Annotated in this window: 15 protein-coding genes and 4 tRNA genes; 13 read left to right on the forward strand and 6 right to left on the reverse strand. The window is 68.4% G+C overall.

The window, feature by feature from the left end; translation table 11 throughout:
• The first annotated feature begins 96 nt into the window (after positions 1 to 96).
• Positions 97 to 1671 (forward strand): citramalate synthase, encoded by a 1575-nt coding sequence (cimA, locus tag OHA25_RS21125; protein WP_327589230.1) that lies wholly within the window; start codon positions 97 to 99, stop codon positions 1669 to 1671.
• Between the two features lie 33 nt (positions 1672 to 1704).
• Here the strand turns inward: cimA and OHA25_RS21130 are convergent, their stop codons facing one another.
• Complete coding sequence (locus tag OHA25_RS21130) at positions 1705 to 3339, reverse strand: heparinase II/III domain-containing protein (RefSeq protein ID WP_327589231.1); 1635 nt, start codon at positions 3337 to 3339, stop codon at positions 1705 to 1707.
• 152 nt (positions 3340 to 3491) lie between these two features.
• Between OHA25_RS21130 and OHA25_RS21135 the strand changes: the two genes are divergently transcribed.
• Positions 3492 to 4088: an HD domain-containing protein gene (locus tag OHA25_RS21135; RefSeq protein ID WP_327589232.1), complete on the forward strand. Its 597-nt coding sequence runs from the start codon at positions 3492 to 3494 to the stop codon at positions 4086 to 4088.
• A 4-nt stretch (positions 4089 to 4092) separates the two neighbouring features.
• Here OHA25_RS21135 and OHA25_RS21140 read toward each other — a convergent pair whose 3' ends face one another.
• Together OHA25_RS21140 and OHA25_RS21145 are read right to left on the reverse strand one after the other, a co-directional pair.
• Entirely contained in the window at positions 4093 to 4425 is a 333-nt protein-coding gene (locus OHA25_RS21140) for an antibiotic biosynthesis monooxygenase family protein (protein WP_327589233.1), read from the reverse strand.
• A gap of 49 nt (positions 4426 to 4474) precedes the next feature.
• Positions 4475 to 4663, reverse strand: a complete 189-nt coding sequence (locus OHA25_RS21145; protein ID WP_327589234.1) for a hypothetical protein — start codon at positions 4661 to 4663, stop codon at positions 4475 to 4477.
• A gap of 131 nt (positions 4664 to 4794) precedes the next feature.
• Between OHA25_RS21145 and OHA25_RS21150 the strand changes: the two genes are divergently transcribed.
• The 3 genes from OHA25_RS21150 to OHA25_RS21160 are packed head-to-tail and all read left to right on the forward strand — an operon-like array spanning position 4795 to position 7807.
• Positions 4795 to 5571, forward strand: coding sequence for a fumarylacetoacetate hydrolase family protein (locus tag OHA25_RS21150; RefSeq protein WP_305916633.1), 777 nt, complete (start codon positions 4795 to 4797; stop codon positions 5569 to 5571).
• A gap of 34 nt (positions 5572 to 5605) precedes the next feature.
• Positions 5606 to 6943, forward strand: coding sequence for a glutamate--tRNA ligase (gltX, locus tag OHA25_RS21155; RefSeq protein ID WP_442942200.1), 1338 nt, complete (start codon positions 5606 to 5608; stop codon positions 6941 to 6943).
• A gap of 30 nt (positions 6944 to 6973) precedes the next feature.
• On the forward strand, positions 6974 to 7807 hold the full coding sequence (locus OHA25_RS21160; RefSeq protein ID WP_327589236.1) for an NmrA family NAD(P)-binding protein: 834 nt from the start codon (positions 6974 to 6976) through the stop codon (positions 7805 to 7807).
• Here OHA25_RS21160 and OHA25_RS21165 read toward each other — a convergent pair.
• Positions 7785 to 9755 (reverse strand): M3 family metallopeptidase, encoded by a 1971-nt coding sequence (locus OHA25_RS21165; protein WP_327589237.1) that lies wholly within the window; start codon positions 9753 to 9755, stop codon positions 7785 to 7787. The two genes, OHA25_RS21160 and OHA25_RS21165, sit on opposite strands and share 23 nt — an antisense overlap.
• Positions 9756 to 9919: 164 nt before the next feature.
• On the opposite strand from OHA25_RS21165, the gene OHA25_RS21170 reads away from it, so the two are divergent.
• From OHA25_RS21170 to OHA25_RS21185, 4 genes are all read left to right on the forward strand, one after another.
• Positions 9920 to 9991, forward strand: a tRNA-Gln gene (locus tag OHA25_RS21170).
• Positions 9992 to 10303: 312 nt separating this feature from the next.
• Positions 10304 to 10379 (forward strand) — tRNA-Glu (locus tag OHA25_RS21175).
• Positions 10380 to 10398: 19 nt separating this feature from the next.
• Positions 10399 to 10474, forward strand: a tRNA-Glu gene (locus OHA25_RS21180).
• A gap of 19 nt (positions 10475 to 10493) precedes the next feature.
• Positions 10494 to 10566 (forward strand) — tRNA-Glu (locus tag OHA25_RS21185).
• A 161-nt stretch (positions 10567 to 10727) separates the two neighbouring features.
• Here the strand turns inward: OHA25_RS21185 and OHA25_RS21190 are convergent.
• Together OHA25_RS21190 and OHA25_RS21195 are read right to left on the reverse strand one after the other, a co-directional pair.
• The gene (locus OHA25_RS21190; protein WP_327589238.1) at positions 10728 to 12440 is read right to left on the reverse strand and encodes a hypothetical protein; all 1713 of its coding nucleotides are present in this window, start codon (positions 12438 to 12440) and stop codon (positions 10728 to 10730) included.
• 58 nt (positions 12441 to 12498) lie between these two features.
• The gene (locus tag OHA25_RS21195) at positions 12499 to 13215 is read right to left on the reverse strand and encodes an IclR family transcriptional regulator (protein ID WP_043618626.1); all 717 of its coding nucleotides are present in this window, start codon (positions 13213 to 13215) and stop codon (positions 12499 to 12501) included.
• A gap of 67 nt (positions 13216 to 13282) precedes the next feature.
• Here OHA25_RS21195 and leuC point away from each other — a divergent pair, with 67 nt between their 5' ends.
• The 4 genes from leuC (at position 13283) to OHA25_RS21215 (ending at position 15873) form a co-directional block, all read left to right on the forward strand.
• On the forward strand, positions 13283 to 14668 hold the full coding sequence (leuC, locus tag OHA25_RS21200; RefSeq protein ID WP_327589239.1) for a 3-isopropylmalate dehydratase large subunit: 1386 nt from the start codon (positions 13283 to 13285) through the stop codon (positions 14666 to 14668).
• Between the two features lie 12 nt (positions 14669 to 14680).
• The gene (gene leuD / locus OHA25_RS21205; RefSeq protein ID WP_327589240.1) at positions 14681 to 15268 is read left to right on the forward strand and encodes a 3-isopropylmalate dehydratase small subunit; all 588 of its coding nucleotides are present in this window, start codon (positions 14681 to 14683) and stop codon (positions 15266 to 15268) included.
• Positions 15247 to 15474: a hypothetical protein gene (locus tag OHA25_RS21210; protein ID WP_327589241.1), complete on the forward strand. Its 228-nt coding sequence runs from the start codon at positions 15247 to 15249 to the stop codon at positions 15472 to 15474. The genes leuD and OHA25_RS21210 overlap by 22 nt, the downstream gene beginning before the upstream one ends.
• A 99-nt stretch (positions 15475 to 15573) precedes the next feature.
• A complete protein-coding gene (locus OHA25_RS21215) occupies positions 15574 to 15873 on the forward strand; it encodes an HU family DNA-binding protein (protein ID WP_305916625.1) in 300 nt (99 codons plus the stop codon).
• The last annotated feature ends 45 nt before the right edge of the window (positions 15874 to 15918 follow it).

Below are 15918 nucleotides of genomic sequence, written 5' to 3' on the forward strand. Positions count from 1 at the left end.
TATCGACAGGCGCGCTGGCTGACACAGGGACAACGCCAGCGCGCAGACCTCTCACGTCCGTGAGGGGTCTTTTTGTTTTCACGAAAAGAGAGGCTCATGGCCGACGACCGCTTCCACGTATACGACACGACCCTGCGAGACGGCGCGCAGCAGGAGGGGCTCAACCTGACCGTCGCCGACAAGCTCGCCGTCGCGCGTCACCTGGACGGGCTGGGCGTCGGCTTCATTGAGGGGGGCTGGCCCGGCGCCAACCCCAAGGACACCGAGTTCTTCAGGCGCGCTCAAACAGAGCTCGACCTGAAGCATGCGCAACTCGCCGCGTTCGGCGCGACCCGCCGGGCCGGTGTGAAGGCAGCCGATGACCCTTTGGTGGCCGCTTTGCGCGAATCCGGCGCGCCGGTCGTGACCCTTGTCGCCAAGAGTCACGACCGGCACGTGGAGCTGGCCCTCCGCACGACTCTCCAGGAGAACCTCGCGATGATCCGCGACACGGTCTCTCACCTTCGTGCGGAGGGCCAGCGGGTCTTCCTCGACGCCGAGCACTTCTTCGACGGTTACAAGTCCAATCCAGCCTACGCGCTGGAGGTCCTCAGGACGGCCGCCGAGGCCGGAGCCGACGTCATCGCCCTGTGCGACACCAATGGCGGCATGCTCCCCGACGAGCTGGCCGACATCGTCAACGAGGCCGTTCAGGCCGGCGCCCGCGTCGGCATCCACTGCCACGACGACACCGGCTGCGCGGTCGCCAACACGCTGGCCGCCGTCAAGGCGGGCGCCACCCACGTGCAGGGCTGCGCCAACGGCTACGGCGAGCGCTCCGGCAACGCCAACCTCTTCACCGTCGTCGCCAACCTGCAGCTCAAGCGGGGATTCGACCTGGTGCCGGCGGCCGCGCTCGCCGACATGACCCGCATCGCGCACGCCATCACCGAGGTCACCAACGTCACCCCCAACTCCCACGCGCCCTACGTCGGCATGTCCGCCTTCGCCCACAAGGCCGGCCTGCACGCCAGCGCGATCAAGGTCGACCCCAACCTCTACCAGCACATCGACCCGGCCGCCGTCGGCAACGACATGCGCATGCTGGTCTCCGACATGGCAGGCCGCGCCTCGGTCGAGCTCAAGGGCCGCGAGCTGGGCTACGAGCTGACGCCCGAGCACACCAAGACGCTGGTCGAGCGGGTCAAGGACCTGGAGTCCAAGGGCTTCACGTTCGAGGCCGCGGACGCCTCCTTCGAGCTGCTGTTGCGTGACACCGTGGCCGGGGAGCGCAAGCGCCACTTCGACGTGGAGTCCTGGCGGGTCATCGTCGAGCGGACCAAGGGCGGCGAGTTGGTCAGCGAGGCCACCGTCAAGGTGCACGCCAAGGGCGAGCGCATCGTGGCCACCGGCGAGGGCAACGGCCCCGTCAACGCCCTGGACAAGGCCGTCCGCCTGGCGCTGGAGCAGCTCTACCCCGAGCTGGCCAGGCTGGAGCTGGTCGACTTCAAGGTCCGCATACTGGAGGACACGCACGGCACCGACGCCATCACCCGCGTCCTGATCACCTCCAGCGACGACACGGGCGAATGGGCCACCGTCGGCGTCGCCGAGAACATCATCGACGCCTCCTGGCAAGCACTGGAGCAGGCGGTCACGTACGGCCTGCTGCGTGCCGGCCGCGACTGCTGAGAGCCCCGCAGGCGGCCGGCGTGCCGGCCGCCGCTAGAACAGGTCGGCAGGGAACGACACACCGTCGACCGTGACCTTCCCGCCCGAGCACGACACCTTGGGCGACTCGGCGCCGGGCACGATCACCGTCAGCAGGGACGCGGCCGCCGGGGACACGACCACGTTGGTCGGCTTCTTCGACAGGTAGGTCGGCGACACCCAGCCGAGCTTGCCGCCGCGCTCCACCTTCTGCCCGCCGACCCGGTCGCAGGAGGCGGAGAACTGCAGCAGCGTGACCTTGAACTTGCCGTCCTCCAGCACCACCTTGCCGCCGCCGTTGGAGACCACCTTCAGCGAGGGGTCGAAGCGCCACACGTTTCTGACCTTCTTGCCGCCGGAGGCCGTGTCCAGCACGGCCATCACGTCCTCGCCGTGGTTCACCAGCACGGACCGGGTCCGGCTCACCCCGTAGGCCTGGTCGGTGAGCCGGAAGGCCTGCCGGTCCGAGCCGTACTTCGACTCCGTGAGCTTGGAGGACGTGCGCGGCCTGAAGCGGGCTCCGACCACGGTGGGGACGTTGTGCGCCTCAGGCGACATCGTCCAGTAGCGGTAGGAGCTCTTCTCGTAGGAGTGGAAGCCGCCGTCGACGAGGATGTCGCGGCCCTGCGCGTAGTACGTGACGCCCAGGTGATCCTCGTGCCCGTGGAACTTCAGGCCGGGCCCGAACCTGATCGAGTAGTACGCCGAGTCGGGCTTGCCCCAGGCGGTCCGGCCGAACACGTAACCCGCCCGGTACGCCTTGACCTCCTGCTTCGGCGTGCCGGTCTCCATCTTCGGCTCGGTCTCCGCGCTGCCGTCCCCGAGGGGCGCCATGTAGCCGTTCGGCATGGTCGCGTGGGCGATGAAGTCCTTCAGCGCCTCGGTCCGCGAGGCGATCGTGCCGGGCACCTTGCGGTCGCAGGACTTCATGACGGTCATCGCGAACTGGAGCCGGCTGTAGACGTAGACCGCGTACCGCGGCGCCTGCTCCATCAGCGCGCCCTGCGCGTCCACGTCGATCGCCACCGTGCCGGTCAGGCGCCTGGAGGCCAGGTCCGCCCAGTCCTTGCGGCCGTACCTGCAGCCGATGCCCATGAGCGCGATGTCCTGGTCGATGCCGTGGTTGTGGCCCTTCTTGTACAGGCGCGAGTCCGACAGGAGCTTGGCGTGCGCGGCCAGGCTGTCCTTCAGCCAGCCCTCCTTGACGTGCATGCTCAGGCACAACAGCGGCTGAGTGCGCAGGGAGACCGGGTGGTCCTTCCACACGTACGGCTGGGTGCCGCGGGCGCCGTACTTGTTGTTGGCCACCCAGTCCTTGGCGATCTCCTCGGCGCGGTCGAGGTAGCTGCGCTCGCCGGTGTTCTCGTACTCGACGACCAGCGTGCCCATCCAGCGCAGCGACTGGAAGACGAACTCCCAGGAGCGGTTCTTGTACGGGCTCGCATCCCAGTTGATCTTCTTGCCGAGCTTGTAGGCGGGCAGGCCCACCAGCGAGAGCTCGCCCCGCATGACGTCGTCGGCCGTCGGCGTGCCGGGCAGCCAGTCGCCCTGGCACTGCGCGGTACGCGTCACCTTGTCGTCGGCTTGTGCAGGGCTCACGAGCCCGCCGAGGGCGAGCATGAGGGCAAGAGGTATCGCGAGCCGGCGCACGCCAGTTCCTTTCGGGACAAAAATATGGATAAGGGAGCGGAGCTCCCGAGCAAATAAGGACGGCGGAACATGCTGTCCGGATTACGATCAACTGGTCAAGCTGCGTGCCCGATTCGTTAACTGCGCGATGCCCCACTGGCATGCTTGTTTCCGTGAGATTCGACGACCTTGTGATTCCCGACACGCCCGCCTGCCGCGGCGCGCTCGAACTGGCCGGCCGCTACCATTCGCCGTCGCTGCTCAACCACTCGATCCGCGCCTACCTGTGGGCGGCCGCGTACGCGCAGGACAACGACATCGCGTTCGACGCCGAGTTGCTCTACGTGTCGGCCATGCTGCACGACCTCGGACTGGTCGCCGAGTTCGACAGCCACACGGTGCCCTTTGAGGAGGCGGGCGGGCACGTGGCCTGGGCCTTCGCCGCCGGGGCCGGGTGGTCGCCCGAGCGCAGGTCACGCGCGGCCGAGGTGATCATCCGGCACATGTGGGACGAGGTGCCGGTGGCGGAGGATCCCGAGGGGCACCTGCTGGAGCTGTCCACCGGCATGGACATCTCCGGCCGCCGTACCGACGAGATCCCCGCCGAAGTGCGGCGGGAGGTGCTGGAGCGTTATCCGCGGCTGGAGATCGCCAAGGAGTTCGCCGTGTGCATCTCCGAGCAGGGCGCGCGCAAGCCCGAGAGCATCGCCGGCCGGTTCGTGGCAGGCGGCGTCCTCGACCGCATCGCGCGCAACCCGCTGGACGCCTAGAGCACTAGGCCTTGGGGCCCGCGGTCTCGGCGACTTCGAAGGTCCACACCTCGGAGCCCGAGGCCGCAGGGCCCTGACCCTGGGCGGCGGCGGAGGCGGCGGCCTGGGCATGCCCGCGGGCGAATGCCTGGCTCGACTGCCACTTCTGGAAGTCCTCCTCGCTGCGCCAGCGGGTGTAGACGAGGTAGCGCTCGGTGCCCTCCACGGGCCTGAGCAGCTCGAACCACTCGAACCCGTCGGCCGACTCCACCATCCCGGCCCGCTTGGAGAAGCGCTTTTCGAGCTCTTCCCGCAAGTCGGCGGGCACGGTCAGCACGTTGATCTTCACGACGGACAAGGGGAACCCCTCCCATACGGCACAGCTGAGGGCTCCAGGCTAACGCGGATCATTTGCGCCTCAGGGACAGGCCCAACACGTTCACCTCGCCCGTCGCGGCGACCCGCCCGGCCACGAAGCCGATCGAGCCGAGCCCGAGCACGAGCAGGAACGCGCCGAGGCCGCCGAAGGCGCCGACCACCCCGAGAACGATGCCGACGGCCATGCCGATCAGCGGCGTCCACTGGACGTTGTTCATGCCCTGACAGCTAACCGCAGCTATCCGGGTGATGCTCCGCACGACGGACTCCAGCCGCATAAATGGACGGCTCATGACTCGTCGGGTGTCGAGTGGGCGGACCCCTGTGGCAGCGGCGATAGCCTTATCGGGTGCGTATAGCGAGGTTCTCCACAGGCGAAGGCGTGTCGTTCGGCGTGGTCGAAGGCGGTCCGGGCGAGGAGATCGTGTCCACGGTCGCCGGCCATCCGTTCGGTCAGGTGCAGTTCACCGGCGATCGGTTCCCGCTCAGCCAGGTGAAGCTGCTGGCTCCGATGCTGCCGAGCAAGGTGATCGCCATCGGCAGAAACTACGCCGAGCACGCGCGCGAGATGGGCAACGAGGTGCCCGAGGAGCCGCTCATCTTCATGAAGCCGTCCACCTCGGTGATCGGCCACGGCGAGAACATCGCCTATCCCACGTCGATGTCCGACCGCGTCGACTACGAAGGCGAGCTGGCCGTGGTGATCGGCAGGCTCTGCCGCGAGGTCCCGGTCGAGCGGGTCAAGGACGTCATTTTCGGCTACACCTGTGCCAACGACGTCACCGCCCGCGATCTGCAGAAGAAGGACGTGCAGTTCACCCGGGCCAAGGGGTTCGACACGTTCTGCCCGCTCGGGCCGTGGATCCAGACCGACCTGGACGCGAGCGACCTGGCGCTGACGACCACGGTCAACGGCGAGGTGCGCCAGAGCGGCCGCACCAGCCAGCTCATCCATGACATCCCCGCGCTGGTGGCCTACGTCAGCGCGGTCATGACGCTGATCCCCGGCGACGTCATCCTGACCGGCACCCCGGCAGGTGTCGGCCCGCTCCAGATCGACGACGAGGTCAGCGTCGGCATCGAAGGCATCGGCACACTCACGAACAAGGTGGTCTCCCGTGACTGATCTACGGGTGCGTTTCGCCCCGTCCCCAACCGGCATGTTCCACGTCGGCGGCGCCCGCACGGCGCTGTTCAACTGGGCGCTGGCCGAGCAGTCCGGCGGCCGGTTCGTGCTGCGCATCGAGGACACCGACGCGTCACGCAACCGTCCGGAGTGGACCGAGGGCATCATCTCCGCGCTGGACTGGATCGGCATCAACGGCTCCAACCCGGTGTTCGAGGGCCCCTACTTCCAGTCGGCCTACGAGCCGCAGCACCGCGAGGCGGTGGCGAAGCTGCTGGCCGACGGCAGGGCCTACTACTGCGACTGCACGCGCGATGTGCTCGTCGCCCGCACCGGCTCCGAGCACAAGGGCTACGACGGCTACTGCCGCGACCGCGGCCTGACCGAGGGCGCGGTGCGCTTCCGCACTCCCGACGAGGGCGTGACGGTGGTGGCGGACCTGGTCCGCGGCAACGTGGAGTTCCCCAACGAGGCGCAGGAGGACTTCGTCATCGCCCGCAGCGACGGCTCGCCGCTCTACGTGCTGGCCAACGCGGTCGACGACATCACCCAGAACATCACCCACGTCGTCCGCGGCGAGGAGCACCTGGGCAACGCGGCCAAGCAGATGCTGTTGTGGCCGGCGCTGGGCGCGACGCCGCCGGTCTGGGCACACCTGCCGGTGATCGTCAACGAGCAGCGCAAAAAGTTGTCCAAGCGCCGCGACAAGGTGGCGCTGGAGGACTACCGCGCGGAGGGCTACCTGGCCGAGGCCATGGTCAACTACCTGATGCTGCTCGGCTGGGGCCCCGGCGAGGACCGCGAGATCATGCCGTGGTCGGAGATGGTGCCGCTGTTCCGGCTGGAGGACGTCAACTCCGCCAGCGCGTTCTTCGACGAGAAGAAGCTGCGCGCGTTCAACGGCGAATACATCCGGGCGCTCCCGCTGGAGACGTTCGAGGAGCGCTGCGCGTCCTACCTCGACCCGTCCTGGGACCGCGAGCTGTTCAGCAAGGTCGCGGTCCTGGCCCAGACCCGCCTCGCGGTGTTGTCGGAGATCCGGCAGAACATCGACTTCCTCTTCCTCGAGGAGCCGGTCTTCGAGCAGGCGTCCTGGGACAAGGCGATGAAAAACTCCCCCGTGGAGATCATCACCGGCTACCTCGAGCGTCTGGAGACCGTGAGCTGGGACCCGGAGTCGCTCAAGGAGGCCCTGGAGGAGGTCGGCGGCGCCCACGGGCTCAAGCTCGGCAAGGCCCAGGCCCCGGTGCGTGTGGCGGTCACCGGCCGCACGGTGGGTCTGCCGCTGTTCGAGTCGATCGAGGTGCTCGGCCGTGAGCGGACCGTGGACCGGCTGCGCGCCGCCCTGACGCGGCTCCATTCAGGCACGTAGTCTGCCGCGACGGTTTCTACCGTCTCCGGCATGACCTATTTGGTGACCGGAGCGACGGGTTCCGTGGGCAGGCATGTCGTCGACCATCTCGTACGCGCGGGGCAGCGGGTGAGGGCGCTCACCCGCGACCCGGGCCGAGCACGATTGCCCGAGCAGGTGGAGGTCGTCCAGGGCGACCTCAGCCGCGCCGAGACGCTCGTCCCCGCGCTCCAGGGCGTCGAGGGCGTGCACCTCATCGACGTCGGCGGGTCCGGCTACGCGCCGCTCCCCAACGGCAAGGAGATCGTCCAGCTGATCGCCGAGGCCGGCGTGCGCCGGGTGACGCTGCTCAGCGGCTGGTCGCAGGGGACGCTGGAGCCCGCCGTGACCGCGAGCGATCTGTCGTGGACCTACGTCCAGCCGACCGAGTTCATGGCGAACGCCCTCGTGTGGGCGGAGTCCGTCCGGACGAGGGCCGTGATCGAGGAGCCCTTCGGCGCGACGAAGACCGCGATGGTGCACGAGGCCGACATCGGCGCCGTGATCGCCACCGTGCTGGCGGAGGACGGGCACGCGGGCCACTCCTACGGCCTCACCGGCCCTGAGCTGCTCGACATGCCGGCCAAGGCGGCGACCCTGTCGAAGGCGATCGGCAAGGAGATCGCCTTCGTCGAGCTCACGGTGGATGAGACGCGCGAGCGTTACCGGGCCGAGGGCGTCCCCGAGGAGATGATCGAGTTCCAGATCGAGGTCTTCGGCAACGTGCCCGAGGACGCCTACCAGATCACGCCCACCGTCGAGCAGATCACGGGGCGCCCACCGCGCACGTTCGCGCAGTGGGCCGCCGAACATGCCGCGGTTTTCAGTCCAGACCGCGGCGTTTGAGCAGCGGATCGATGCTCGGCTCCCGCCCCCGGAAGTTGCGGAAGGCGGTCAGCGGATCGAGGCTTCCGCCGCGAGAGAGCAGCTCACGGCGGAAGTGATCGCCGTTCGCCCTGGTCAGGCCGCCGTTGTCCTTGAACCACTCCACGCTCTCCGCATCCAGCACCTCGCTCCAGATGTAGGAGTAGTAGCCGGCGCTGTAGCCGCCGGAGAAGATGTGCGCGAAGTAGTTGGTCCGGTAGCGAGGCCTGACCTGTGGCACGGCGATCTGGGCCGTCTCCAGCGCCGCCGCCTCGAACGCCTCGGCGTCGGCCACCGTCTCGCCGGGGGCCAGCTTGTGCCAGGCCCAGTCGAGCAGCGTGGCGGCCAGGTATTCGACGGTCTTGAAACCCTGGTTGAACTTCTCGGCCGCCTGCAGCTTCTCCACCAGCTCGGCCGGCATCGGCTCGCCCGTCTCGTGGTGCTTGGCGTAGCTGGCCAGGACCTCCGGCCAGGTCACCCACATCTCGTTGACCTGTGAGGGGTATTCGACGAAGTCCCGCGGCACGCTGGTGCCGGACACGCGCGGGAAGCGCACCTGGGAGAACAATCCGTGCAGCGCGTGCCCGAACTCGTGGAAGGCCGTGTTCACCTCGTCGTACGTCAGCAGCGTCGGCCCCGAGGCCGGCTTGGTGACGTTGAGGTTGTTCATCACCACGGGCCGCAGCCCGAACAGGAGGGACTGGTCGACCAGGTTGTTCATCCACGCCCCGCCGCGCTTGGTCGACCTGGCGTACGGGTCGAGCACGAACAGCCCCAGCCGGCTCCCGTCCTCCTCGAACACCTCGAACACCGTCACATCCGGGTGATATCCACCAAGGTCGGGCCGCCCGGTGAAGGTGATCCCGTACAGCTTGCCGGCCGCGAAGAAGACCCCGTCCCGGTAGACGCGGTTGAGCTCGAAGTAGGGGCGCATCGTGTCGGCGTCGAAGTCGTAGCGCGCCTCGCGCACCTTCTCCGAGTAGTAGGGCCAGTCCCACGGCTCGATGTCGAACCCGGCCTGTTCGGTCAGCTCCTCGGCCTCCCGCTTGGCGTTGCGCACGGCCGGCCCGACGAGCTGGCCGAGCATCTCCTCGACCGCCTCGACGGTCTTGGCCGTCTGGTCGGCCACCGAGTACGCGGCATGGCTGGGGAACCCGAGCAGCGCCGCCCGCTCGGCCCGCAATGTCGCCATCGTGGCGGCCACCTCGAAGTTGCCTTGGGCCCTGCCGACGCTCAGCTCGTAGAGCCTGCGGCGCACGTCGCGGTTCGTCAGCTGGGCCAAACCCGGCTGGGCGGTGAAGTTGAGCAGCGGCAGGACGTAGGTGCCGTCGTCCTTGCGCAGCGACTCGATCCTGGCCTCGTCGAACCCGTCGAGCTCCTTGGGGTCCTCGACCACCAGCGCCGACTCCGTCGAGGCCTTCAGCAGGCTCTGCGCGAAGGTCGTGGAGAGCTTCGACAGCTCCTCGTTGAGCCCGCGCAGCCGGTCCTGCTCGGACTCCGACAGGTCGGCGCCGGCCCTGATGAAGTCGTCGCGGTATTTCTCCAGCAGCCAGGCCTCCTCCGGGTCCTCCGTGGCGACCTGCTTGATGCGGGCCCACAGCGCCCGGTTGAGGTGGATCGCGTCGGCGTGCCTGGTCAGCTCCGGCGAGATCTCCTTCTCGATCTCCATGATGCCGTCGCTGGTGTTGGACGCGGCGATGCTGAAGAAGACCTTGGCCGTGCGGTCGAGGATCAGCCCCGACCGCTCGAGCGCGGCGATCGTGTTGTCGAAGGTCGGTGGCTCTGTGCTGCCCGCGATCGCGTCGACCTCGGCCAGCTGCTCGGCCATGCCGCGCCGGAAGGCAGGCAGGTAGTGCTCCTCACGGATGTCGGCGAAGGGCGGCAGCTCATACGGCAGGGTGCTTGGGGCGAAGAACGGATTCTCGGCCAACGCTCGGGCTCCTCCACGTGGTGTTTTGTCCCCCTCAGCTTGGCACGTCACGGCCGCTTCCGTGCGCGGCACAAGGTCCGTCCGCGAATCGTTTTGGTCTTACCCCCCGAGCTGGGCTATTCTTTCGGACGTCGCCCAAGCGCTCCTCTAGGGGTTCGCAGCGGTGGGGTATGGTGTAATTGGCAGCACGACTGATTCTGGTTCAGTTAGTCTAGGTTCGAGTCCTGGTACCCCAGCAGTGAACGGATGTCTCCCAAGGAGACGTCCGTTTTTCATTTCGCCCTCGCGAACGTCACCGAGTACGCCAGAGGCTTCGGAACGGCCCTCACGCTCTCGTACACCGGCGAACTCCCTCTTCTCGACATCCGCCACAACGGAGCCGGTTTCGCCCGGCAGACGCCCGCTGACGGCTGCCCGCCATCACCAGCCGGATCCGCCGTCACAGACCGGATCTGATGGCCGGATAAGCGGTTTGGTTGTGGTCTGCGGGGTGCGGTAGAGTTACCTGCGTCGCCGGGGGAGTCCCCGGCACACGAGCTTGTGGACAGGGTCCCGTCGTCTAGTGGCCCAGGACGCCGCCCTCTCAAGGCGGTAGCGCCGGTTCGAATCCGGTCGGGACTACCACTTGTCACAAGCCCGCGAAGGTCCCGTCGTCTAGTGGCCCAGGACGCCGCCCTCTCAAGGCGGTAGCGCCGGTTCGAATCCGGTCGGGACTACCACTTGTCACAAGCCCGCGAAGGTCCCGTCGTCTAGTGGCCCAGGACGCCGCCCTCTCAAGGCGGTAGCGCCGGTTCGAATCCGGTCGGGACTACGTCTGCTTCTCCGCTCCGGTGCTCATGGCCCCGGAGCGTTTTGCTTTTCCCGCCAGGTGACGATTCTCACGGGAACCGAAAGTCTCACGCGAACCGAAAGGCCCCCGCCGCGAACAGCGAGGGCCTCAGAATCCGGCAGCGGCGCTGAACAGCGCCGCGCTCAGGCGGAGCGAGCCTTGTAGAGGGCGCGTCTGGCCGCCTTGGCGACCTGCTTGTCCGGATGCACCTGGGCGATCAGATCCAGCAGCTCCTCCACATGCGCGTGCGGAATCTTCCAGATCACCTCGAGCAGGTCGTTGAGCAGGTCCGGCCCGATGTCCTGCAGGCTGCTCACGAACTCCGACCGCCCCAGCCCGGCCGAGATCGTCCACATGTCCAGGATCAGCCAGTGCGTGTCATCCTGCGTCGGCTCCGGCGCCCCCTCGATCTCCAGCTGGCTCAGATGGGTCGCCGCATAGGGCCGCAGCGAGGGCTGTTTGAGCGCCGCCTGCCAGGCCGGGATCGCATCCTGCCCCAGGGTGCCGACCACACTGGCCGCCTGCACCCTGATCAGCGCGTCGCTCTCGTCCTCCGCCGCCGCCTCCAGCAGCTCCTCGGCCGCCCTGCCCGGCTCGCGCAGCCGCATCCAGGCCGCGAACTCCGCGTCGGCCTCGTCCTCGGGCAGCTCGGCGCTGAGCGCGAGCAGCTCGTGGGCGCTCATGGACTCTATCGCCGGCCGCGCGTCCAGCTCGATGTCGGCGTCGTCCACCAGATGGACGACGCCTTCGGTGCCGAGGGGCGTGAGGCTGAGTGTCCGGCCCTGGACCTCGGCCATGCCGTAGCCCACGAGCCAGTCGATCGGGGGCGCCAGCGGGTCGTCCGCCGCCTCCCACGCATCGGCGCCCAGCTCCTCGTCGAGCTCGGCGGCGGCCTCGGACAGCTCCTGCGCCAGCTCGTCGATGTCGCGTGAGCCGCCCGCCAGCAGCAGCCTGACCAGCACGCCGCGGGTCAGGCCCGCCAGGGCCATGGTGAGATCCTCGTCCTCGAGCTCCGGGTCGCCGTAGTCGATCGAGTGCAGCCCGAGCATCCACGCGTCGAGGACGTCCTCGTCGTCGTCGAACGGCCACTCCGAGGTGTCGTCCTGCACACCCACCGTGTTGCCGTCGCCCGGCTCCAGGAACTCCAGGTCGACGGCCAGGTTCCAGATGTTCCACAGCTGCGGGACGGCCTCGGAGATCGGGCCGTCGGTCTCCGGCCTGGGCAACCCGACGACCCTCAGCGCCTCCTCCACCTCGGCGTCGCTGAGGAGCGTGTCCTGGCCCACCCGGCGCCCCGACCCCACCCACACGGCCAGGTCGCGGGCCTTGGCGATCAGCGGCGCCTGGCGGGCGGCCGCGGCCAGCTCCGAGTCGGGACGCAGCCTGATCGTGTCGAGATCGGAGAGCTCGTCGGCGAACGGCTCGAAGTCGCCGAGGTCACCGCTCTCGTCTTCCTCGTCGTCGCCCTCGGCGTCCTCCAGCAGCTCCTCCATGAGGTCGACGAACTCGTCCTCGACGTCATCGAGCTCGGCCTGCAGATCGGCGAGGGAGTCCGAGCCCTTGGTCAGCCTGCCGGTCTGCGAGAGGAACGTCAGGTACGCGTCCACGGCCGGGAGCATCCCGTCGGCGGCGGCGTCGGGATCCTCCACGACCTTGGGTATGCGGTCGAGCAGCAGGATGCGCAGGTCGGCCCGCTTCCAGGTGCCGAGATCCTGCGAGAAGGCGAGACGGTGCCACAGTGCGGCAGGGCCCACGAGCTCGGGGTCGCTGTCGGGCGCGTTGGCACGCGCCCACATGATGAACTCTTCGAGCAGGGGTCGCAGCTCAGTGGCGGCTACCTCGATGCGATCGGTCACGCACTCAGGCTAGTGCGCTCCCGAGGCACTCGGCTCCCCAAATACGCGCTTTTGCTGATCATGACGTGCGACGCATGGCCTCCGTGATGCGTTCGGCGGCGGCCATGACGGGCACCGCGTGCAGCCGTCCAGGTGCCCGCGTCAGCCTTTCTATGGGGCCGGAGACGGAGACCGCGGCGATCACCTTCCCGCCGCTGCCCCTGATCGGGGCGGAAACACTGGCCACGCCCTGCTCGCGCTCGCCGACGCTGTGGGCCCACCCGCGGCGGCGTACGGAGGCCAGCGTGGCGGCGGTGAACTTGGCGCCGCGCAGGCCGCGGTGCAGCCGGTCGGGCTCCTCCCACGCCAGCAGTATCTGGGCCGCGGAGCCGGCGGTCATGGGCAGCGCCGAGCCCACGGGAACCGTGTCACGCAGGCCGCTGGCCCGCTCGGCGGCCGCCACGCAGACCCGCTCATCGCCCTGGCGGCGGTAAAGTTGCGCACTCTCCCCGGTCAGATCCCTCAGCTGCATCAGCACGGGTGCGGCCACCGCCAGCAGCCGGTCCTCGCCGGCCGCTGTGGACAACTCCGACAGCCGCGGGCCGAGCACGAATCGGCCCTGTGTGTCACGGCTCACAATGCGGTGGTGCTCAAGTGCGACGGCCAACCGGTGGGCGGTGGGGCGGGCCAGGCCGGTGGCCTGGACGAGCTGCGCCAGTGAAGCGGGCCCCGCTTCGAGGGCATTGAGTACAAGAACCGCCTTGTCGAGTACTCCGACTCCGCTAGAGTTGTCCATACACCGATACTGCAGTCTCGACATATGAGAAAGCAAGTCGGAGGGAAGTTCTCAAGGAGGAGAGATCATGGGCCGCACACTGGCCGAGAAGGTCTGGGAGCAACACGTCGTCAGGCGTGCCGAGGGCGAACCTGACCTGCTCTACATCGACCTGCACCTCATTCACGAGGTGACCAGTCCGCAGGCGTTCGACGGGCTCCGTCTCGCCGGCCGGAAGGTGCGACGACCCGATCTCACGATCGCCACCGAGGACCACAACGTGCCGACCGTGCTCGGCCCGATCTCCGACCCGGTGTCCAAGACCCAGGTCGAGACCCTGCGCAAGAACGCGGCCGAGTTCGGCATCAGGCTCCATCCGATGGGCGACGCCGGGCAGGGCGTGGTGCACATCATCGGCCCGCAGTTCGGCCTGACCCAGCCGGGCATGACCATCGTGTGTGGCGACTCTCACACCTCGACGCACGGCGCGTTCGGCGGCATCGCGTTCGGCATCGGGACCTCCGAGGTCGAGCACGTGCTGGCCACGCAGACGCTGCCGGCCTACCGGCCCAAGACGATGGCCATCGAGGTCTCTGGCGAGCTGCCCGTCGGCGTCACCGCCAAGGACCTGATCCTGGCCATCATCGCCAAGATCGGCACCGGCGGCGGGCAGGGCTACATCGTCGAATACCGCGGTGAGGCCGTGCGCAAGCTCTCCATGGAGGGCCGCATGACGGTCTGCAACATGTCGATCGAGGCCGGCGCCCGGGCCGGCATGATCGCGCCGGACGAGACCACGTTCGCCTACCTCAAGGGCCGCCCGCACGCGCCCGAGGGCGAGGCGTGGGACCAGGCCGTCGAATACTGGAAGACGCTGCGCACCGACGACGACGCCGTGTTCGACAAGGTCGTGGAGATCGACGCCTCGACGCTGACGCCTTTCGTCACGTGGGGCACCAACCCCGGCCAGGGCCTGCCGCTGGACGCGTCCGTTCCGTCGCCGGAGAGCTTCTCCGACCCCGTCGAGCGCTCGGCCGCCGAGCGGGCCCTGGAGTACATGGGCCTGACCGCCGGCACGCCGCTGCGCCAGATCGAGGTCGACACGGTGTTCGTCGGCTCGTGCACCAACGGCCGCATCGAGGACCTGCGCTCGGCCGCCGAGATCCTGCGCGGCCGTCAGGTGAAGACCCGCACGCTGATCGTGCCCGGCTCGATGCTGGTCAAGCTGCAGGCCGAGCAGGAGGGCCTGCACGAGGTATTCAAGGCCGCGGGCGCCGAGTGGCGCGAGGCCGGCTGCTCCATGTGCCTGGGCATGAACCCCGACACCCTCCAGCCGGGCGAGCGCAGCGCCTCGACCTCCAACCGCAACTTCGAGGGCCGCCAGGGCAAGGGTGGCCGTACCCACCTGGTGTCGCCGCAGGTCGCCGCCGCGACCGCCGTCACCGGCCGCCTGACCGCTCCCGCCGACCTGTAAGGAAACAGACAGATGGACGCTTTCACCACCCACACCGGTACGGCGGTGCCGCTGCGCCGCAGCAACGTCGACACCGACCAGATCATCCCGGCCGTCTGGCTCAAGCAGGTCAGCCGCACCGGCTTCGAGAAGGGCCTGTTCGCCGCCTGGCGCGAGGACCCGACGTTCGTTCTGAACGAACCCGCCTACGAGGGCGGCACGATCCTCGTCTCCGGCCCCGACTTCGGCACCGGCTCCTCCCGCGAGCACGCCGTCTGGGCGCTGCAGCAGTACGGTTTCCGGGTCGTCATCGCCGCCCGCTTCGGCGACATCTTCCGCAACAACTCCACCAAGATGGGCCTGCTGCCGGTCATCCTGCCCGGCGACAAGGTCGAGGCCCTGCAGTCGGCCGTCGAGACGGACCCCAAGCTGGAGATCACGGTTGACCTGGCCGAACGCCAGGTGCGCTGGGCGGACGAGGTCGTGACTTTCGAGATCGACGACTACACGCGCTGGCGGCTCATGGAAGGCCTCGATGACATCGGGCTGACCCTGCGTCATGCCGAGGATGTCGGGGCGTACGAGAATGGTCGGCAGCCATGGCTGCCGAGGACCGTCTAGAAGACGACGAACTGGCGCGGCGGTTGCGCGAGGCGCACCGCCGCGTCCGCATGCTGCCCGCCAGCGAGAAGGCGCGGCTGGCCCGCCGCTATCTCGCCATCTGTGACCTGGCCAAGCGTGACCCGGAAAGGGCGTCCGCCCGGCTCGAGGCCTTCTTGAGCGCACTCGACACGCCACGCAATGACGAAAACACGCTCGGTGATTGAGTTCCTTCGCGATCCCGCCTACTTTCAAGCGCGTAAGGGGTTTCTACGTTGAACTCGTGAGCTGGAACCCCGAGCCATAACTGGGGGAGCAGGACTTTCATGAACAAGCGAGAACTCGTCGAGGCCATCGCGGATCGGGTGGGGGACAGGAAGACGGCCACCGAGGCCGTGAACGCGGTCATCGACGCCGTCCAGAAGGCCGTGGCGAGCGGCGACAAGGTCTCGATCACGGGCTTCGGCGCGTTCGAGATGGTGCACAAGCCCGCCCGCACGGCGAGGAACCCGTCGACCGGCGCGGAAATCAACGTTCCGGAGAGCTGGGGGCCGAAGTTCCGGCCCGGCTCTGATTTCAAGGAGCTGGTGAACGCGGGCGGGCGGAAAGTCGGCAAGAAGAAGTAGATCCAGCGGACCAGCACGCCCGGACCCCGCGGTCCGGGCGTCCGC

The sequence above is a fragment of the Nonomuraea sp. NBC_00507 genome, assembly GCF_036013525.1.
GTDB lineage: Bacteria > Actinomycetota > Actinomycetes > Streptosporangiales > Streptosporangiaceae > Nonomuraea.